Origin of the sequence: Poriferisphaera sp. WC338, assembly GCF_050931845.1 — a bacterium.
GTDB lineage: Bacteria > Planctomycetota > Phycisphaerae > Phycisphaerales > Phycisphaeraceae > Poriferisphaera.
This window is the reverse complement of the sequence record NZ_CP194516.1, coordinates 3107606-3128959: the sequence shown is the minus strand read 5'-3', so window position 1 is coordinate 3128959 and position 21354 is coordinate 3107606. Positions and strand designations below refer to the sequence as shown.

Here is a 21354-nt window from a genome sequence, read left to right as displayed (position 1 = left end):
GATAATTATTTGATGTGATATCAGTTGGTGATCTTTATCAGTGGCCGCGGTTCTATGTTACTAAATTTATTACTCTGAACTGGTGATTAAGAATGCTTGAAATCAGAAAATTGCTTTTTACCGGCCTTGTGATTGGAGGATGTGGTTTGTTAGCGAGTCAGTTTGCTTCGGCGGAGAGTTCAATTGCAAAAGAGCAAGCTAGGGCTGATTATCCACTTGCACCGATCGAGTTTCATGAAGTGACGCTAAACGACGACTTTTGGTTACCACGTCTGAAAATTCAGCGCGAAGTTCTCGTGCCTCACTCACTCAAAGAAGCTCAAGTCGGCATCGACCATGTGCTCGCCGCAGCAAAATTCCATATGGGGCAGGATGTCTCTTATCACCATCCGCACCCATTTGTCGATTCCGACCTCTATAAAGTGATGGAAGGTGTCGCCTACCTGCTCAAGCTAAAGCGCGATCCCAAGCTTGAGCGACAGATGGACAAGATTATCAAGATCATTGAGGCCGCGCAGCGTGATGACGGCTATCTATATCCATCGCACATTACTGGTGCAAGTCAACGTCATCCTCATGGTGGAATGGGTAATCGTGAGTATAGTTATGTGGATCATAGCCACGAGCTGTACAACATGGGGCACCTCTATGAAGCTGCGATTGCTTATTATCAAGCAACTGGAAAAGGTTCGTTGCTCAAAGTTGCCGAAAAGAATGCCAAGCATATCAACAAAGTTTTCTTTATTGGTGATGAGAACTATAACGATGGTAAACCTGTTAATCAGGCACCCGGCCACGAAGAAATTGAATTGGCTCTTGTGAAACTTTCACGAGTGACTGGCAATAAGCTATATCTTGATATGGCCAAGCAATTCATTGACATCAGAGGTGTTACATACAGACCTACTGGTGGCGGAACGACTTCGGGTGAATATGGGCAGCAACACCTTCCTGTTCGTGAACAGACCGAAGCTGTTGGCCACGCTGTTCGTGCGACATATCTATATGCAGCTATGGCTGATGTGAGCGCAATTGCTGGTGATAAAACGCTCATTCCTGCACTTGATAGCATTTGGAGTGATATCGTTAATACACGCATGGGTATTACCGGCAGCCTCGGTGCGGTTCACGGTATCGAAGGTTTTGGGCCACAGTACGATCTGCCCAACAAAGAAGCATACAACGAAACGTGCTCTGCAATCGGCAATGTGCTTGTGAATTACCGTATGTTCCTGTTGAAAAAAGATGCACGTTATCTTGATGTGGCTGAGGTTTCGCTTTACAACAACTCTCTCGCTGGTGTGAGCCTGAAGGGTGATACATTCTTCTACGTTAACCCACTTGCGACTGACGGACATTATGCATTCAACCACGGCCACAAGACACGTGCCGCATGGTTTGGTACCGCATGTTGTCCTTCCAACATTGCACGGCTTGTGCCTCAGTTCTCGGGCATGATGTATGCAAATGATGACCAGAATCTATACCTGACCTTCTATGCAGGTAGTCAAACAGATGCAGTTATCAATGGTACAAATGTTTCACTCGAGCAAACCACGCAGTATCCACTTGATGGTAATGTGAAACTTGAAGTTTCACCTGAAAAACAAACTAAATTCTCAATTCATATGCGCATCCCAACCTGGGCTGGCAATAAGCAGTTTGTTCCGGGCGAACTATACTCTTTCGCCAATCATTCTTCTGATCAAGTTGTACTCACAGTCAATGGATCACCTGTTGATTATGCGACCGAAAAGGGTTTTGCTGTGATCGATCGTGAATGGGAATCAGGGGATGTGGTCGAACTCAATTTGCCTATGCCGGTTCGTAGTAATAAGACAATTGATCTAGTTGCAGCCAATCGTGACCGCGTCGCATTCACACGTGGCCCGCTGGTGATGTGTGCTGAAGAGATCGATAATGATGATCGCAGTGTTAATCGTTTCTTTTTTGACGATATATCGACTTTCGCGAATACAAGTGCCAAGGTGAAACGAATCGCGGATGGCCATGACACTGTGTTTGTTGAATTGGCTACAGATGAAGTCATTGATGATGACGGGAATGCGAAATCGGGTAATGTTACGCTCATACCCTATTATGCATGGAACAATCGTGGTGTTGGTTCGATGACGGTTTGGATGCCAGAGAAGCAATCCATGGCCTATCCTGAAGAAACACCGATGGGTAAAGATAGCCCATTCAAACGTATCGACGCATCGCATACATGGCAGCTTGATGGCGTTATTGGAATTGGTGATGGCAGAGTGCCATCTCACTCCGACGATCATTCAATTCCACGTTGGACGAGTTGGCCAGAAAAAGGCAAATCACAGTGGATTGAATGCGAGCTGAAGAAGGCACGTGAAATTGAAAGCATCTCATTGTATTTCTATGATGATCGTCCAAGTGGTGGCGAATGTGCTGTACCTAAATCTTGGTCGCTTGAAGTACATGAAGGCGGAAAATGGAAACCATTTGATCTGTATATTACTGATGCATATGGCACCAAAGCATCTCAGTTCAACTTGGTTCATCCTGGTACACCGCTGGTTACAAAGAAGTTCCGCATCAATCTCGAAGCACAGCGGGATTTTGCGATGGGCTTGTTAGAAGTGGATGTTAAATTTGTCGATTAAAGGTCGCGAACTTTAATTTTCTTGATGGGCCGTGTCATTTGACGCGGCCTATTTTTATTCTCAATGATTCAGTATTACCAACAAAACCCAAGGCGCATTGGCATGGGTTTCATGTACTTGAACAAGTCCGCGAATCAGTCTCTGGACGACCTTGTCGAACATAGAATTTGCCTTGCCGAAAAAGAATCATTTTGGCGGTGACTCTACGCGTTCGGCGAAGGTCTCGAAATCGTTGCATGAGAACAATTCCCGCATTCAGTTTGGCAAAGCTTGCTCATAGATTTTTTAAGTGCTTCATTGGCTGAATTCACACGAAACACGGTTTTCGAGCCACGCAAGGCGATTAACCTCACATAGAACCCATATGCTAGACACGTTCCGTGTTTGACGTGGAGTACATTGTGCTTTAAGTTGTTCATGAGACGCAGTCGCAATTAGTCTTGCGGCACTGACCCTACCCTTTGGATACCGCGAGATGCTCCTGATTTCCTACCTCTTGGCCTTCACCGGTTTTCTGGCAACTGTGCTGGGCCTGTCTCTGATGACGTCCTCATGGCGGCATTTATTGGTCTGTTTCACCACTGCATTGGTGGTTTTCGTGGCATATCCCTACATCATCAGTGTCAACTTTCAGAATCTTATCAAGGCGGCTGCGGCCCCTGATTCGATGGCGCTATTAAGCTTATGCTTGATTGTTGAGGGCTTATTTCTGCTTTGGACATGCCACAAGTTGACGACACAAGACGCAGATCGCCGACCGGAGGGGACGTGGCCGGGGCAGGGGTTTGCAGCGTGTTTACGGTGCCGCGGCGGGCGTAGTCTTGGAGTGGTGGTCTACATTCCGGCGCTGACTATGATCGTCGCGCTGCTGGTTCTTCAGTCTTGGCTGTTTCACGAAGTCAGCGGGGTTTCCTTCCGGCTGATCACGGTGCTATTAGCGGTGTCGATCTTTCTGTTGCTGCTGGTTTTGAGTGCTGGCGCACGTTGGCTGTTGCCGCAGCGGGACGGCCGCATCGAAACCAGAATGCAGCTCGGGATGTTGCAGATTGGGTTGGCAATGTTTGTCCCGATTATCGCTTCGCGCACTCGCGCGATCGGCGATCCCTATGCCGTCGAGTTGGCTCCAACGCTTTTGGCTTTAAGCGGCATGGCTGTGGTGGCAGTGCTGGGCTATGGGGCTTGGACGATCCATCACAGAATTCGGCAATCGAAAGGTTTGTGGCTTTGACGTTTGTAACAAATATTCTCTACTGGATTTCGACCGCGATGATGATCCCGGTGATCGTATTGGTCATCTTGGGCTTTGTTTGGGCGCTATTTTTGCTGGGCGGTTTTTATGGGGGATACATGGCTCGGCGGCGTTTGGAGAAAACCATGGACTCGATTTACGGCAAGCTTGAAACGCAATCTGCGCAGGATGTGGATTATGCTACTGTTGCCAAACACCATCCAGCCTTGTATGACGCACTCACTCGCGTCGAGCGGTTGGAATGGAACGCTGTCCATGCTGAGAAAATCCTGTCTGACTTTGAATTGCAGGGCGAGAAGCACCTGGAGCCATCCAAGTTACTCATGCGGCTTGGGCCAATGCTCGGTCTTATGGGTACGCTTATTCCAATGGGTCCGGCTTTGGTAGGTTTGGCTTCCGGAGACATCGTCTCTATGGCTGCCAACATGCAGGTTGCTTTTGCGACGACGGTGGTCGGGGTGTTTATTGGGGGGGTCGGCTACCTCACACTCTTAGTCAAAAAACGCTGGTTTGTGCAAGACGTTAACAGCCTCCAGTACATTATCGAATCCTCTGTTGAGTCCCCCCAATATGAAACGGTTTAGAAGCCAACGCGGTTACCGACGGATCGGCGGCGACAGTGACAGCGATCCACTGTCCGGTATGGCCAATCTCTTCGATGTGGCGATGGTGTTTGCTGTGGCGCTCATGGTAGCTGTCGTCACGCGGCTTCAGATCGCGGAGATCTTCACGAAAGAAGATTTCACGATGGTTAAGAACCCCGGTCAAGAGGATATGCAAATCATTGTCAAAGAGGGCCAGGAGATCCAGCGTTATAAAGCAAGCGGTGAGCAAGGAGCCGGTAAAGGCAAACGGGTGGGAACCGCTTACCAGCTTGAAGATGGAAAAATTATTTACGTACCCGAATGAGTCATCAGCTAGAGATTGTTTGAACTATGAATAAGAAGCCTTTATTGATTATCCTTGTCCTAGTCGCCTTGGGCATTGTCGTCGGTGGTGTGATGTTCTACAGGCAATACAATGCGCCGACGCATATTGCTTTTGTTAACTTCATGGACTTTCAATACGACGCCATTATCGAAGCCAACGACAATGACTACATCAAGATTGATCGCCTGAGCCTTGGTAAAGAAGAGTTTCCGGATGTCCGCGGCTACGCTGCGGTTTACTTTTTCGCTCACGGCAGTGTGAACCTGAACGACCAGCAACGCGATACTATCAAGCAGGGCATTGACAGCGGTGTCAAGATCTACTTCTCCACGCCGACCGTTACCGAAGACCTGTCTAACCTGAGCGAAGCGGAAACCAAGTTCATCAAGACCAGTCTGCAAAATGGTGGAACGCGCAATCTACGCGGCGTCTTGAATTACTCGCGGCGCGTCTTTCATGGTAAGACTTCGCATACCGATGAGATCGGAGAGCCTTTTGTTTATCCAAAGAATTACTACTACCACTTAGGTGAGGAAGATGTCTTTGAAACATTAGAAGCGTATGAAGCGTTTTATAAAGAGAAAGGGCGTTACACTGAAGGCGGGCCCAAGGTCGCGCTGCTAAGTCAAATTCTCGGGCTTTCAAGCGGTCGTGGTTTTCTCGAGCCACTGATTGAAGGGCTTGAAGCCAAAGGGATGAACGTCTACCCCGTCACAGGTTTTTCTAAACGCATGGATTTACTTGAGGCGGTTGATCCTGATCTGATGATTTTTATTCCGCATGGTCGGCTGGCAGGAACTGCCGGGCCTGCGTGGCTTAAAAAACAGAACATTCCGATGCTCAGTCCGTTGGTGGTCTTTGCGCCGCATGAGGATTGGGAGAAGAGTCAGCAAGGGATGGACGGCGGCATGCTAAGTCAAAACGTCGTCATGGCTGAACTAGATGGCGGCGTGGTCCCTTACGCCATCGCGGCACAGTTTGAGAACGAACGTGGCTTGCTGCTGTTTGAAGGTTTGGATCAGCGTATCGAACGGCTCGCCGATCTGGCCAATCGCTTTGTGACGTTGCAAACCAAGCCGAACAAAGACAAGAAGCTGGTCGTTTTTTATTACAAAGGGGCCGGCAAGAACGCGATGGTTGCTGAAGGTCTGGAGATCGCGCCTTCTTTGTTGAACCTGCTTAAACGACTAAAAGCTGAGGGTTATAGCACCGGCCCATTGCCCGAAACCAGCGATGCGTTGTACCAGCGCATTCAGGTCGAGGGACCGGTCATCGGCGGTTATGCAAAGGGCGCGCTGGAAAACTACTACGCCAACGGCAATCCCGAGTTGATCCCAGCCAGTACCTTCCGGCAATGGATGAAGAAGTGGCTTCCGCCCGAACTTTACACCGACCTTGAAAAGGAATACGGTCCGGCGCCGGGGCCATACATGAGTGTGGTTCGTGATGGGCAATCACACCTTGTAGTCTCGCGCCTCCAGTTTGGTAACGTCGTGCTTATGCCTGTGCCACCCGCAGGTTATGGTGACGACGATGTCACTTTGGTTCATGGTGTGAAAAAAGCGCCGCCGTATCCATATATCGGTGGTTACCTTTGGGCAAAGGAAGGTTTCCAAGCCGATGCGATCGTTCATTTTGGCACACACGGTAGCGTCGAGTTTACGCCTTGGAAACAGGTGGCTCTGTCTGACCATGACTGGCCGGATATTCTCACTTCGGGCGTCCCTCACTTCTACCTCTATTCCATCAATAACATCGGTGAGGCACTGGTCGCCAAGCGGCGAACCTACGCTACTATGTCTACCCATATCACGCCGCCGTTCATGGCTTCGGGTATCTATGACGATATCCAGCGAATGCATCAGGCGATGGACCGACACCGGAGTGTTGAAGATCCTTTGCTCAAGAAACGCTATTTAGAGACTGTGCGTGAACTGGTGATCTCGCTCGATATGCACAAAGACCTCGACATCGAAAACATCGAAACCATTGAAATCACGGACGAGTTATTACTCGACATCCATACCTACATGCACGATCTTGAGCAGGCCAAGGTCACCAAAGGGTTGCACGTTTTGGGGCGACCATACAGTGACGAGGAAACATACGAAACGGTGCGTCTGATCGCGATCGATTACCTTGCCTATACCATGGCACAACTAGACGAATTGAATGGCAAGATCACCAAAGAGCAGGCTGAGGACAGTCACATCATCCTCGAAAAATATCGCGAGCCTTCCCTGAAAATGATTGATGCGATCTATCAAGGTCAGGCACAGCCCGCGGATTTCTTTACCGTCAACGATGCAGTCGCCATGACGATCCACAAACCAGTCACCGTTGGGCACACCCATGCCGACGGGACAACCCACACGCATGTCGTGGGTAATGTGCAAAACCATAACCACGGCAACGACCATACCCATGGCGATGGCACCACGCATACCCATGCGAACGACAATGGGCATAGCCACAATCACGGCGATGAGCAATCTCATAATCATTCTCACGCGGGGGCGCACGATCACGTGGGTACTCACGATGGCATGCTCGCGATGCTGCGTGATTCGGATGGTAAGCTGGTGGGGCAGGTCGAGTTAAAACTTCATGATGACAAGGGTGACCTTGAGCTTTGGGTGCTGGGTAAGGATGGGAAGTCGCCTTACGATCTCGCTGCCGAAACTCTAGTGACGGTTATTTTTGAAAGTGTGAACAGTGATGACGCTAGGAACGGAACTACCGTTACGCTTGCGGTTCGCAACATGGATAAAAACGAAGATGAAGACGGCATCGCCAACATACGCACCGGCGGGAAGACTAACTACTTCATCTTCCCGGGTGATACCGATGTCGACGCCTCATGGCTAAAAGGCAAAGCATTCAAAGCCAAAGTGCATGTATTGTTCAAAGTTGGTGATGCAAAATACCGCACCGATGTGTTTTCACTTGTGCCACACACGCATGGTGAAGGACAAGCCCACAGCCACAGTAGCAATAACAACCATGGTGAGGGGCAGCCTAAGAGTCAAGAAGCAAGCCATGCCGGTAAAGGCCGTGGCAGCGGCGGGCAACATGGCGGCAGTGGCCATGGGCGCGATTACGGCGGGGCGAATCCCCACAGCAATCCTAAACGTCAAGATCCTCCTGTTGATCCCGTACAACAGAAGCGTGCGGACTTGGAAAAAACCTTCCGTGAAACATTAGAATCGATTGATTCTTGGCGAAGTGGGTTAGAGGATTCTCCGCAGCTTGAAGTTGATGCACTGGTCCGAGGCTTGGCTGGTGGATACATCGAACCTCAGACCGGAGGCGATCCGGTGGTGAACCCATCTGCTGTGCCGTCTGGTCGCAATCTCGTTGGCATTGATGCTGAGAAAACACCGACCCAGGAAGCATGGGATGTTGGCCGCGAATTGATCGATCAGTTGCTTGCAACGAAGCTCGCCGAGACCGGCGCTTATCCGAAGAAGGTGGGGTTCAGCCTGTGGAGCAGCGAATTCGTTAGGCAGGAAGGTATCACCATCGCTGAAATTCTTTACCTGTTGGGTGTGGAGCCGGTGCGCAATCGCCGCGGCGTCATCCATGATGTCCGTTTGATTCCTAGTGAAGAATTAGGCCGGCCGCGCATTGATGTGATCGTTCAAACTTCGGGGCAGTTCCGTGACCTGGGTGCCAGTCGCATTTACCTCATTAATAAAGCTGTGGAACTGGCCGCCAGTGCTGAGGGCACTGCGGAGTATCCGAACTATGTTGCTGAGGGCGCGGTTGCTGCGGAAGATGTCATGAAGCAGAACGGTGTGGCACCCGACGAAGCCAAAGCGCTGGCAACATTGCGCGTGTTCGGCGGGCTCAACGGTAACTACGGCGCCGGGATCATGGGCATGGTCGAATCCGGCGACCGTTGGGACGAAGAAAACCAGGTTGCTGACCAATACCTCAACAACATGGGCGCTGTTTACGACCAAGATCGTTGGGGTGATTTCGTGCCCGGCATGTTCGAGGCCGCGCTGCAAAACGCAGATACAGTGGTCCATCCTCGATCGTCCAACACATGGGGTCCGCTGTCACTCGATCACGTTTATGAGTTTATGGGCGGCATGACACTGGCCATCCGTCACGTGACCGGCGAAGACCCGGACTCCTACTTCAGCGACTTGCGAAATTCGAGTCGGCCAACCGTGCAGAATGCCAAGAAAGCTATTTGGCATGAAGCGCGCACGACCATGCTTAACCCCAAGTACATCGCTGCGATGCAGGAAGAAGGTGCGACCGCAGCCGAGTCTTTTGCCGAGACCTTCCGTAATACCTATGGCTGGGATGTGATGCAGCCCACGATGATCGACGAGGAGATTTGGAACAAGTACGAAGAAGTGTATGTTCAGGACAAGCATCATTTACAGATCCAAGAGTTCTTCCAAGAAAAGAATCCTTATGCATTGCAGGAAATGACCGCGATTATGCTCGAGACGGTACGCAAGGGATATTGGAATCCCGACGATGCGGCAATCGAACGTATCATCGATTTACACACGCAATTGATCGAGGAGTTTGGTGCTGGCTGCAGCGGGTTTGTTTGTGATAACGCAAAACTGCGTGAGATGATCAGCCAGAAACTCGACGACGGAGCGCGTGAGGACTATCTCGGGAATCTCGAGCAAGTTTTGGTTGCTGCAAATAAGCAGGAAGCCGCTGAGGGGATAACGCTTGAAGCGCAAGACCCAGAGCAACCTACGCCTGAGGTGTTGGCAGAGCAAGACGACGGATCCAGCCAATGGACAGTCGTTTCCGTGGTTGTTGGCGTGTTCGTGGTAATCATCCTCATCGCACTGCGTAAGCGGAAGCAGCAGGTTTGATCGGGGCCACGCGGGAAAGTCATGATTTGCCGATTCAGAGGCTATGAAGGCTTGTTTTACAGCACCAGCCCTCCGTGCCGGCGTGGCTAGGTGGATTTGTAGCCGCGAATCGCCATTAGATAACCAATATTGCAACACAGTCTCAATTACGTATACTGGCGAGGTCGATCCTGATCGCGATGAAGTCGGTTTGATGAAATATCACACTCGGCTGTCTGTGATCCGGCTCAGTCCCTTCGCTGGACGAGCAGTCTTTTGTGTGTTGATTAATCTTAACCCCATTCATGGCAGAATCACGATGCGAATGCTTACATTTATCTTTGTACTGGTCTTCGGCTTTGCAGACAATTCACTTGCCGCAGACAACGGGGAAGTCAATATCTATTCGTCACGTCACTATGATTCGGATGACGCGCTGTTTGAGACATTCGCCGAGCAGACCGGCATCAAAGTTAACGTGATCAAAGGCAAGGCCGACGAATTGTTGGCTCGGCTTAAGCGCGAAGGCGATTTAAGTCCTGCGGATATCTTTATCACTGTAGACGCCGGCCGTTTGCAGAAGGGGATTGATGCGAAAATTTTCCAACCGGTTGAATCCAAGGTCCTTAGCGAACGGATTCCGGAAAATTTGCGGCATCCCGATGGCCTTTGGTTTGCACTAACCGTCCGCATCCGCTGCATCTTTTTGTCCAAAGATGTGTCTGAAGATTATGTGACCACATATGCAGGGTTGGCCGACCCAAAGGTCAAGGGTGAACTGTTGATTCGTTCATCATCAAATATTTATAACCAGTCGTTGGTTGCTTGGCTTATCGGAAAGCAAGGCAAGGAAAAAGCGCAGGCGTGGACGAATGGTGTGGTAGCAAACATGGCGCGCAAACCGCAAGGTGGCGATACCGATCAACTCCGGGCATTGGCTGCGGGGGAGGGTAAAGTTGCAGTTGCAAATCACTATTACTATGCCTTCATGCTAAAAAATCGCCGCGAAGGTGATGCGGATTTAGCAAAGAAGATCCGCATCGTGTTCCCCAACCAAAAAGAAGGCGGCACGCAAGTGAACGTTTCAGGTGCCGGCATTGTGAAGACAGCGCCAAACAAAGCAAATGCCATTAAGTTTCTTGAGTACATGACCACAGTTGAAGCTCAGGAAGCCTGGGTTGCAAATACATATGAATATCCGGTGGTCAAAGACGCCAAGCCCGCAGAGGTGGTGCGGCTACTCGGTACATTCAAGACAGACGACCTTAATGCTGCCGTGCTTGGCGATAACAATCGTGAAGCTGTTCAGACCATGGACCGCGCCAACTGGCGATAAACTGAAACTGATGCCGTGACCACTTCTAATTCACCCACACCACCGGGCGTCTCAACCGAGAAGCCCGGTTTCGTTTCAACCAACTCCGTTGGCCGGTTTGCTTTGCCGTCATTTTCGGCTTGGACGTTGTTGGCATTGGCGGTCAGTGCGCTGGTGGTGGTGCCGATTGGTACGGTGTTGTTTAGTCTTACGCAAGACTCTCAAGGCGAATGGGCGCACTTGGCCGCGACGCGACTGCCCGGCTACTTGATCAACACATTGATCATTGCGGTGGGCGTTTGTACTTGTGCAGCAGGCATCGGAACCGCGACGGCTTGGTTGGTGACCACTTGTGATTTTCCGTGCCGGCGTTTGTTTTCATGGGCGCTGATTTTACCTTTAGCGGTCCCGGCTTATATCGCTGCCTACGCCTACGCCGACTTGCTACAGTTTTCCGGACCGTTACAAACTTGGCTGCGCGCGACCTTCGAATGGAATCGGGACGACTACTGGTTTCCAGATATCCGTACGCGCGGGGGTGCGATCTTTATTCTTACTGCCACGCTTTATCCTTATGTTTACTTGGCGGCACGTACAGCTTTTCTTGAGCAATCTGCCTGCACATTGGAAGTTGCACGCACACTCGGCCGCGGACCATGGCGGGCCTTTGTGTCGGTCGCGCTGCCGTTGGCGCGACCATCGATCGCAGCAGGAACGGCATTGGTGTTAATGGAAACACTGGCCGACTTTGGTGCTGTTGAACACTGCGCCGTCGACACACTTGCGACGGGTGTTTATCACACTTGGCGTTCATTGGAAAACCATGTTGCGGCCGCCCAACTTGCGTCTCTTTTGCTGGGTATTGTTGCTTTGGCGGTATGTCTTGAAGCTTTAGCGCGCCGTCGCGCTCGACACCATCAACTCTCTAACCGTTTTAAAACCATTCGACGTAAGCGGCTGGGCCCGATCTCATCAGCGCTCGCGATGCTTTTATGCGGATTGCCTATGCTTGCGGGCTTTATGGTTCCAGCTGGGATTTTTGTCTATCGTGCAATCATGACGGGTGATGCCCGAGGTGCTGAGATCGCTATCAGCCACGGAAAAAATTCATTGCTGCTTGCATCGATCGCCGCAGTTGTGGCCGTTGTATTTGCGGTGCTGGTCACTTACGCCCACCGTCTGAGTAAAGGGCGGATAGCTGCCATCGCGGCGCGCGTGACTTCGCTTGGCTATGCACTGCCCGGCACCGTGCTTGGATTGGGTGTGCTGATCCCGCTGACATTTCTGGATCACCGGATCAATGACCTGACGCAGTGGTTGTTTAACACACGGCCGGGACTTTTGTTAACAGGTACTGCCTTCGCCGTTATGCTGGGGTACCAAACCCGGTTCCTTGGCGTCGCCCTTGCGATGTTGCAATCTGCTTTTCAGCGCGTGCGTCCTTCGCTTGATGATGCAGCACGCACGCTCGGTGCTTCGCGCTGGCGGCTTGTGCTTCTCGTGCATCTGCCGATCCTACGCGCTTCGGTTCTGGCGGCAGGGTTGCTGGTATTTGTTGATGTCGTGAAGGAATTGCCGGTCACACTCATGCTTCGACCGTTCAACTTTGATACCCTTGCTGTTCGCACGTATCAGCTAGCCAGTGACGAGCGACTTGACCAAGCCGCATTCTCAGCGCTGCTGATTATCGCGCTCGGGCTCATCCCGGTGGCGCTGCTCGCAACGCTGCTTGCACCCCGCCGCGCGCCCGTCAAGAAGAACACTGAATGATTTACGATCCATACCAACATGCATTTTGTTACACCGCTTATGACATTGACTCCTAAAAAAAACGATCAAAACGTGCAGTCTAATTCATTGGTAACCATCAATGAATTGGCTTTTACATATGGACGCGGCCCTCGCATACTTCATGGCATCAATCTGCATCTCCAGCCAGGCACGGTTCACTGCTTACTCGGCGGATCGGGTTGCGGCAAGACGACACTGCTGCGTTTGCTTGCGGGTTTGGAACGCCCGACACAAGGATCAATTGTGGTGGGTGGGCAGACGGTGAGTTCTGCGGATCGCTGGCAAAAACAAGTACGTCCCGAGCATCGTGCGGTCGGCTACGTCTTTCAGGACTACGCGCTTTTCCCTCACTTGTCGGTGTTAAGGAATGTGACTTTTGGTATGAATCGGCGTGGGCGAACACAGCGCCGTTCCGATGCCTTGGATTTACTTGATCGCGTTGGGCTTGCCGACTACGCCGATGCGATGCCCCACACGCTCAGTGGCGGTCAGCAACAACGGGTCGCGTTGGCACGCGCACTGGCACGTGATCCAAAGCTCATGCTTTTGGATGAACCATTTACCGGATTGGATACGTTGTTGCGTGATGAAGTACGTGAAGTCACGCTCAATGTATTGCGGGATGCACATGTCGCAACACTGATGGTAACGCATGATCCTGCCGAGGCACTGCTTGTGGCGGACCTTGTTTCGGTGATGAAGGACGGTCGTTTGTTATTGACTGCGCCGCCTGATGAAGTTTGCACAATACAGCCGCGCCACAAGGGGCCATCCACTGTGCGCCTACAACTCAATGATCCTGCCATCTTGATCTAGCCATAGCGAATGTTAATTGAGAACCTATTTGGGATCGCGTATCAAATCGAAAAACGGAGTGTGTCGGGGCAAGGGATCATCACGTCTGCTGCCACAGTTTCCGATTTGCTACAAAAAAAGACTCACGATCGGGTGATGATCGTAAGTCCTTATTAAATAAAGTGACCGGACTGGGACTCGAACCCAGAACCTGCGGCTTAAAAGGCCGATGCTCTACCAATTGAGCTATCCGGTCGCCCAAGTCACGATTGGCGAGCCAATCTTTGACTTGTTGTGTTTATATATCAGTGTCAGGGCCAGCAAATGCATCCTGATGAGCAGCAAATGATAACAAATGCTGCGCAAAGGTAAAGCTGACCACTGATCAGTGTGGATTGTCGGACTCAGATCAATCTGAAAAAAAAGCCTCTTAGCTAAGCGTAAGTCGGGCTAGCGGGTTACGTCCCCTAGGGGTACGATGCGGGCATGAGTACGCAGGCACAGCGGGATAGTGGTTTATTTCTGGTGGCGGATGAATCTCAGGCAGCACGGGTTTGTGTGATTGCTGAGATCGGTGTGAATCACGACGGGCAGATCGATCGGGCTATAGATTTGGTGCAGGCGGCGGCGGATGCGGGGGCCAATGCGGTCAAATTTCAATATTTCCATCCAGACCGGCTGCTGAGCAATCAGGCGCAGCTTGCGGCCTATCAGCGTGATGCGAATGAGACTGATGTTGGCGAGATGCTTGGGCGGTTGGTGCTGTCTTTGGACAATCTCCAGCAGATTGCCAGTGCTGTGAAGGCAGTTGGATTGAAGCTTATTGTGACACCTTTCAGTGAAGGCGACGTATCAGAATTGGGCGGATTGGATATCGATGCCGTCAAGATTGCCTCGCCAGATGCTGTGAACCCAGTGTTGTTGGGGAAGGCTGCACGGCTGGGTGTGCCGTTGCTAATCTCAACAGGTACCTGTGAACTTGATGAGCTTGAATTTGCGGCTGAACTCCTCCGTGGTCAAATAGCAGGTGGGGCGCTGATGCAGTGTGTGTCGAGTTATCCGACACCTATTGAAGAAGCTGGCCTTGGCGGGATGTTAGCGATGTGGTCGCGTTTCGGGTTGCCTGTGGGTTATTCGGATCATACGCAAGAAATTGTGACGGGAGCTTTGGCGGTGGCGGCTGGTGCGATCGTTATTGAAAAGCACCTGACTTATGATCGGAATGCAGATGGGCCAGATCATGCAGTAAGTTTAGAGCCAAATAGTTTTGCGGACTATGTACAGGGTATTCGTGTGGCAGAACAAGTCATGGGGGTTCGTTGGAAAGGGGTGCGTGAGGTAGAGCGGGAAGTTCGACAACTCAGTCGGCAGAGTGTTTGTGTACGGACTGATTTGCTTGCAGGGCACATTATGAGGCGAGATGATTTGGAGGTTCGTCGTCCGGGAAGTGGTATTCCTGCTATGCAATTTGATGCAGTTATTGGTAAGCGGCTGATGAAAACGAAGAACGCGGGAGATTTGCTATTCGTTGAGGATTTAGCCTAGCTATAGCGGTAAATTCAATCCAGCAAGACGATGGACCCGATGGTTTAAAAGCGGGATATTGGGGTTCAGCGAGCGGCAATCGCTGGAGCGTGTGGTCATGCTGAAGTATTTGATGTGGGGTATCGGGATATACATCATCGCAAGTTATGCGTGGGGTGGTTATGTTGCATGGCGGCTACACAAGCTTCGTCAAAAAATGCAAGCACATCATCTACCAGCCGAAGAGATACAGGACATTCCTGAAGCTCCAGCGGCTGAAGCTGCAATAGATGTTACTGCTGAGAATATGCAAGCGATTGAAGATACGGATTGGCCAGACCATGACATCCTTGATTCGCCAGAGCCAGAAATCAATCCGCAAGATGATGATGAAGATAACAGCAAAGAAGCAGCTTAGCGTTAGATAAAACTATTCGATTGAAAGTTCGCTGATGCGACTGCGATACGACGCACTTCTGTCTTTACGGGGACAGATGTGCGTTTTTTTGATGGGTGACTGGATAATCTTAAGAAATCACCGTGGTGTGTGAGGTTGATGACGAATGAAATTGTGTAGAGCGGCTCCAGAGTCGCTTGATCTCAGTATAAAGTTTTGTCAGGCAAATCAATCCCAGTACGGAAATCAAGAGACCCAAGACTGCAACAAAGCATGCACCAAAGCCGATCAGTGATAGCCATGACAAATAGGATTGAAAGGGGGTTGTATTCTGGCGATACGTGGGTTGCGTTTGATTGATTATGGTGCCTGTTGCATCCTTGGTAATTTCATAGTCTTCTATGTAGTCATTGTCATATGTGTTGGTGACATACACTAAGACGGTGCCATCATCCTGTTCGTATTCATCTTCGTAGGTATCAATCAGTGTGGCGTTGGCGATGGGCGATGCAATTTGTGTTTGAGTGTTACCGCCGGTCGATATTGTTGGTGCTTGCGATGTGCTGGTTTGTGCGGTTACTTGGGAGGTGGGGGCGGCAACTGGCGCAGGTGCCATGGCTGCCCTAACTGAGAAGATGGAAAAGATGATCATGCCTGCAACCACGAGTACTGATAACACAGCCATTCCGCCTGCTCCCCAGCCCAACCATTTAGCAAACTTCGCAAGCCCTGGTTTTGTGATTCGATTTGCCAAGTAGGCGGCATAGAAAAACAGGGAACATACAAACGCTACTGTGCAGAAAATTTGTATGAAATACAACAGGGCAATCAAAATAAAAAACAGTGGGAATGCAATGCCAATGAAAACACCAACAAAGATGATTGGGATACAAATCAAAGAAAGAGTCAGAAACAATCGTGTGAGGAATCGGCTGTTCGAAGGTGCAATCTCTTGATATTGGTTCGGTTCTCTGGCGGTAAAAATATAGGCACCTACGATTCCGCTGATAGATACTGCTAGAACGAGTGATGAACTCAAACACGCGAACATATCAGCCACGCCACCTATCGCACCTGAGAGCATCGACATTAAAAACGTAAATACAGTTAAGGCGAGGTAGGCATAGATAGAAATCAACAGGACAAGTAACCCGTTTTTAACATGCCCTAGCCATGTGGGTGAGCCGAGCAGCCTCGTAAAATGATTGAGTGACTCCAATACTGATGACCCGCACTCCGGGCATTGTTGAAATCGTGTCCGTGTACGCAGATTGTATTCGCACGCCATGCACGGTAAGTCAATCTCAATCTCATCGGTGATCGGCGAGAAAATTCGCTGCCCGGTTCTGCGTTCTTGCGATGGTATAGCCGTGTCGCCATAGGGTTTGGGGATTTGAGGTAGTTCGTCTTCTGGTTGCAGCTCATACATACGATCGGCCTCTTGGAATAGACGAAAGCTATCTTAATGGGTTTGGTCAGTAGGAGATAGCTTCAAGTTGTTTACTAGGAAGGTGATGGCGGGTTTTAGGTGAATGTATGCATAGTATTGTCACAAAAAAAGCACCGCGATGAGCGATGCTTGTTGAATGCGATTGGAAGTATCAATTGTTAGGCGGGGTGCGGGCTTCCGGGTGTTCCGTGGTCTTCGGATGTGCTGTCGAGTCCAGGTGTTGATCCTGGCGTGGGAGTATCTTCTTCTGCTTTGGCTGTTTCTGCGGCCTTCTTCTTTTCGGCTTCTAGCAGCTCGCTGACGGTTGCTTTGGTCAGCTTCTCGCCAGCCATGATCTTGTCGACTTCATCTGAGTTCAACGTCTCATATTTCAATAACGCTTGCGCCAAATCTTCAACTTGTTGTGCGTGCTTTTCAATGAGTTGTTCGGTTTCGTGATACGTACGATCAATGAAGCCTTTAACTTCTTCGTCAATCACCTGCGCGGTGTTGTCCGAGCAGAGTTTGTCGGGCTGCTCCCACGGATTTTTTTGCTCGTCATGACCGAACAGTAGGAACCCGACTTTCTCGCTCATGCCGTATTCCGTTACCATGGCTCGCGCGATGTTGGATGCTTGACGGATGTCGCCAGCCGTTCCGTTGTACATATCACCGGTAAATTTCTTCTCTGCGATCCGTCCGCCGTATGACACGCGCATCATCGCAAGCAATTGCTTCTTGGAATAGATATGCTTGTCCTTCTCTGGCAACATATATGTCACGCCCAGCGCTTGCCCGCGTGGGATGATTGTTACCTTATGAACAGGATCTGCATCTGGATCGAAGTGTGTCACCACGGCATGGCCGGCTTCGTGGTACGCAATCACACGTCGTTCGTCTTCTTCAATCTTGTGCGATTTACGTGCTCGGCCCCACTTCACTTTGTCGCGTGCCTCTTCAAGATCAACCTGCTCAACAAAATCCTTGTTCCCAAGCGTGGCGGTGATGGCTGCTTCATTGATGATCGCTTCAAGATCGGCGCCTGAGAACATTGGCGTGCCGCGAGCAAGGCGTTCCAGATTGACATCCGGTCCCATCTTCACTTTCTTTGCGTGCACCTTCAGAATCTCAAACCGTCCTGGCAAGTCAGGCATGGGGACCATGATCTGGCGGTCAAATCGGCCGGGCCGCGTGAGGGCAGGGTCCAAAACGTCAGAGCGGTTTGTTGCCGCCATGACAATCACTTGGTCTGATGATTCAAAGCCATCCATTTCGACGAGGATCGCGTTCAAGGTTTGCTCACGTTCATCGTGTCCGCCGGAGTTGTATCCTGTCCCACGTCGGCGGCCTACCGCATCGATCTCATCGAGGAAGATGATGCACGGCGCATTTTCTTTAGCTTGTTTAAACAGGTCACGTACGCGGGATGCACCCACGCCCACAAACATTTCAACGAAATCGGAGCCAGAGATAGAGAAGAATGGTACGTCCGCTTCACCTGCCACTGCTTTCGCTAACAGCGTTTTACCGCAACCGGGATGACCCATTAGCAGCACACCGCGCGGCACACGGCCACCTAGTCGTTGGAATTTCTTCGGGTTCTTGAGAAACTCGATGATCTCGCCGACTTCGTCTTTCGCTTCGTCAATCCCCGCTACGTCGTTCAGGCGAATCTTCGAGTGTTCCTTGCTCATCATTTTTGCCTTGGATCGGCCAAACGACCCGAGCATCCCGCCGGGTCCGCCACCGGCACCGCGGATCGAACGGAACAGCACGAAGTAGATAAACAAGCCAATGATGATCAGTGGCCCCCAACTGATGAGTAGATTCATCAAGAGATGATTCGAGATTTTGCCTACGTTGTTGATACCCAACGCATTCAATTCCTGAATCCATTCAGTCATCAGTTCGCTGGTGATTGCGGTGACGTAAACCTTTTTTCCCGTGGAGGCATACTCTGATGCTAATCCCGGTGTGCCCGGTTTGATCGTGCCAGAGATCTGTGAGTCACTCGCTCGCACCGAATCGTTTTCAAATGCATTCGATTTCGCATAATTGCTGAACGCGATCCAATCGATTTCTTCGCCGCCTCGGCTGTTCGAACTGAACATGATCAATAGCAACACCAACAGTGCTGCCATGATGATCCATGTCATGGCCGAGCGCGAGATAAAATTCGGCGGCTTGGGTCCATTCGGACCGCCCGGCTCTCCGGGTTTGGGAGACTGGTTCTCGTCACCGTTGTCGTCATCGTCGTTGTGGGGCATCTCGTCTTTGGGGTCAGGCATGTACGATCCTTTGGTTGCTGCCGGGGACCAATTCGGTTCTGTGTGTAATTGCAGCGGTCAGTTGTGCCTTGCGGCAGCGAAATCCGCTGTTATCCCAAGGAATATCGGCAGAAAAGGGGGGGCTGCCGCATGAGTTTATACAGGATGTTATGAGTCTGCTTACGGAAGCGGGGAAATAGGCCGCAAGCCCGATGGTTTTTCGTGTGTCTGTGCTGCCATGCGGTGCTTACAGGGCAGGGCATCAGGTGATCTGCCTTATTTCCCACAAAAGGCCAAGGATATTACCGGTCCCACCCTTTTTTTATTCACTCTTTGCCGATGATTTGTCATCGTCCGGTAACCACTCGATTTGCATGGTCGAAATCATCTGTTCAGCCATCCGAGCGGCCACGCGGTGTTGCCCGATATCAAAAACCTGACTGACAGGATTCGATGGCGTGTATCGGCCGATCGCTTGGTATCCCTTACGATTGACGATTGTTTGGCCAGTTCGCAAATCCTTCCATTCAAAATCAATCGTCATTTGAACTTCCATTTGCTCCGGTACGTTCCCGTTACGACGACGGATGAGTACCTGTTGCTGGAACTGTGTGATGGTTCCCTGCAGCACGGTATCTGCCGATGCAGGGCTTGCAATTTTGTATGGTGTTCGTGATTCAACTTCCTTGGCTACCGCCTCTGACAAGTCCGCCTCAAGCCCGCGGTAATCTGTTCGGTTCTCAAAGAACGGCGTAGCTACCGTCTGGTATTTGTCTGTGTAGATGCCGTGTGCTGAATAACCGCAGCCGGTCATGATCATCGGCAGGACAAGAAGTAACAGCAGGCCAATCGCCTTTTTCAGAGGTTGATTTCTTGCCTTGGGATGGTTCACGATAACTCCTTGGTTCTGTCAATTTTGATCTAACTATACAGCGCATAGTGCGCAAGCACATCGATTCTGAAGAGGATCAATATTCAGGGTTGCCTGGCGGTGTGTCCGCACCGCGGAGCGATTTTTGCAACCGTTCTGCAGGTGATTCGGCTGTGCTTTCTTGTTCCCCACGACGAAGCTGCGGGCGGTTGAGTTGCTGCGCCTGCTTGATGTCAATGTACTCGGTTTTGGAGGTGCCGATCTGTTCAAGCTTGATCTTGTTGGGGATGTCCAAGCTTGCTAACCGCGACAGAGCTGTTTGAGCAGCGGTGGTTTGCGGATAGTCCTGTACTACACGGCGATACACCACTGCTGCGGAGATGTTATTGCCACGGACGGCATACCATTCTGCAGCTGCGATGTCTTTCAATGCAAGCGATTCACTGATGCGGGTCAAAAGTGATTTCGCCCCAATCCGCTCTGCAGATGCAGGGAATTCACGTTCAAAAATCAGCAGGCGCGTTTGTGCTTCCACCAAACCCGTTGGGTCGTACTCTGGACCTTTGAATCTTGCCAGCGATGCGCGGATCAATCGCAACATTGCCCATTCACGTTGCAGCGATTCAGGATAGTTTGTCAAAAACAAATCGTATGCTTCCGCAGCATCTTTCATGTCGCCGAGGTCATAAAAGTAATCAGCTAAAAACAATGATGCACGCTCGGCCAATGCTGAACCGGGTGCACGTTCCTGAATTCGGATCATGAGTTCTTCACCCTCGCCATCCGCGGGGACGATTGGCAGGGAAAAAAGTCGTCGTTTGGTTCCCGTCAGGAACAGCCGACCAATTTGATACTCCCGCTCTAAGGCGGTGTGATACTGTTCCGATGCGGGATAGTCCGAAATCACTTTTTCGTAATCATAAAGCGCTTTGTAGTAGTACTTCCGTCCGGTCTTTGCATCACCGGAAAGCAGATAAGCTTCGACCAGCATCGGATGGTCTGGATATTGTCCAATCCACGATTTCGCTTTTTCCTCTGCCTCGTTGTATTTAGTTTCTGCAATCAGTTTGCGGATCGCTTGCAGCTTCCCTTCGGGCGAGTTCGCTGGGTAGCTTGTCAGTCGTTGCCAGTTGTCATCTGCAAGTTCAAATTCTTCCTGAGCCCAGCCAGCCTGTGAAAACAGAAGTAGGCTCGACAGCAAAAACAGCGCGATAAACCCACGTCCAAACGCTTTGGTTTTCCAGTCAGATTGTGGGCACGAGATCGTGCGTGTGTGCTGCATGAACTGTGGCTCCAACATCCATGTTTGCAAGTG

At 50.8% G+C, this 21354-nt stretch carries 14 protein-coding genes and 1 tRNA gene; 10 read left to right on the top strand and 5 right to left on the bottom strand.

The window, feature by feature from the left end:
• The first annotated feature begins 92 nt into the window (after window positions 1–92).
• The 8 genes from ACQ6WK_RS12885 (at window position 93) to ACQ6WK_RS12850 (ending at window position 13572) form a co-directional block, all read left to right on the top strand.
• Window positions 93–2639, top strand: a complete 2547-nt coding sequence (locus tag ACQ6WK_RS12885) for a glycoside hydrolase family 127 protein (RefSeq protein ID WP_432797787.1) — start codon at window positions 93–95, stop codon at window positions 2637–2639.
• A gap of 475 nt (window positions 2640–3114) precedes the next feature.
• Complete coding sequence (locus tag ACQ6WK_RS12880; RefSeq protein ID WP_432797786.1) at window positions 3115–3867, top strand: hypothetical protein; 753 nt, start codon at window positions 3115–3117, stop codon at window positions 3865–3867.
• Entirely contained in the window at window positions 3864–4472 is a 609-nt protein-coding gene (locus ACQ6WK_RS12875; protein ID WP_432797785.1) for a MotA/TolQ/ExbB proton channel family protein, read from the top strand. Before ACQ6WK_RS12880 ends, ACQ6WK_RS12875 begins: the two co-directional genes overlap by 4 nt.
• Window positions 4459–4797 carry a DUF2149 domain-containing protein gene (locus tag ACQ6WK_RS12870; protein WP_432797784.1) on the top strand — a complete coding sequence of 113 codons (339 nt, stop codon included), beginning with the start codon at window positions 4459–4461 and terminating at the stop codon, window positions 4795–4797. The genes ACQ6WK_RS12875 and ACQ6WK_RS12870 overlap by 14 nt, the downstream gene beginning before the upstream one ends.
• 26 nt (window positions 4798–4823) lie before the next feature.
• Window positions 4824–9671, top strand: a complete 4848-nt coding sequence (locus tag ACQ6WK_RS12865; protein WP_432797783.1) for a cobaltochelatase subunit CobN — start codon at window positions 4824–4826, stop codon at window positions 9669–9671.
• Window positions 9672–9864: 193 nt separating this feature from the next.
• Window positions 9865–10986, top strand: a complete 1122-nt coding sequence (locus ACQ6WK_RS12860; protein WP_432797782.1) for an extracellular solute-binding protein — start codon at window positions 9865–9867, stop codon at window positions 10984–10986.
• A gap of 15 nt (window positions 10987–11001) precedes the next feature.
• Complete coding sequence (locus tag ACQ6WK_RS12855) at window positions 11002–12735, top strand: ABC transporter permease (protein WP_432797781.1); 1734 nt, start codon at window positions 11002–11004, stop codon at window positions 12733–12735.
• A gap of 72 nt (window positions 12736–12807) precedes the next feature.
• Window positions 12808–13572: an ABC transporter ATP-binding protein gene (locus ACQ6WK_RS12850; RefSeq protein ID WP_432797780.1), complete on the top strand. Its 765-nt coding sequence runs from the start codon at window positions 12808–12810 to the stop codon at window positions 13570–13572.
• A gap of 162 nt (window positions 13573–13734) precedes the next feature.
• Here the strand turns inward: ACQ6WK_RS12850 and ACQ6WK_RS12845 are convergent.
• Window positions 13735–13807 (bottom strand) — tRNA-Lys (locus ACQ6WK_RS12845).
• A gap of 230 nt (window positions 13808–14037) precedes the next feature.
• Here ACQ6WK_RS12845 and ACQ6WK_RS12840 point away from each other — a divergent pair.
• Complete coding sequence (locus tag ACQ6WK_RS12840) at window positions 14038–15096, top strand: N-acetylneuraminate synthase family protein (protein ID WP_432797779.1); 1059 nt, start codon at window positions 14038–14040, stop codon at window positions 15094–15096.
• Between the two features lie 97 nt (window positions 15097–15193).
• Window positions 15194–15493, top strand: coding sequence for a hypothetical protein (locus ACQ6WK_RS12835; RefSeq protein WP_432797778.1), 300 nt, complete (start codon window positions 15194–15196; stop codon window positions 15491–15493).
• Window positions 15494–15602: 109 nt separating this feature from the next.
• Here ACQ6WK_RS12835 and ACQ6WK_RS12830 read toward each other — a convergent pair whose 3' ends face one another.
• The 4 genes from ACQ6WK_RS12830 to bamD all read right to left on the bottom strand — a co-directional run bounded on the left by ACQ6WK_RS12830 (window position 15603) and on the right by bamD (window position 21321).
• Window positions 15603–16610, bottom strand: coding sequence for a hypothetical protein (locus ACQ6WK_RS12830; RefSeq protein WP_432797777.1), 1008 nt, complete (start codon window positions 16608–16610; stop codon window positions 15603–15605).
• Window positions 16611–17080: 470 nt separating this feature from the next.
• Window positions 17081–19189, bottom strand: a complete 2109-nt coding sequence (ftsH, locus tag ACQ6WK_RS12825) for an ATP-dependent zinc metalloprotease FtsH (protein ID WP_432797776.1) — start codon at window positions 19187–19189, stop codon at window positions 17081–17083.
• Window positions 19190–19490: 301 nt separating this feature from the next.
• Window positions 19491–20060 (bottom strand): LPS assembly lipoprotein LptE, encoded by a 570-nt coding sequence (gene lptE, locus ACQ6WK_RS12820; protein WP_432797775.1) that lies wholly within the window; start codon window positions 20058–20060, stop codon window positions 19491–19493.
• A 76-nt stretch (window positions 20061–20136) separates the two neighbouring features.
• On the bottom strand, window positions 20137–21321 hold the full coding sequence (gene bamD / locus ACQ6WK_RS12815) for an outer membrane protein assembly factor BamD (RefSeq protein WP_432797774.1): 1185 nt from the start codon (window positions 21319–21321) through the stop codon (window positions 20137–20139).
• Window positions 21322–21354: the final 33 nt, after the last annotated feature.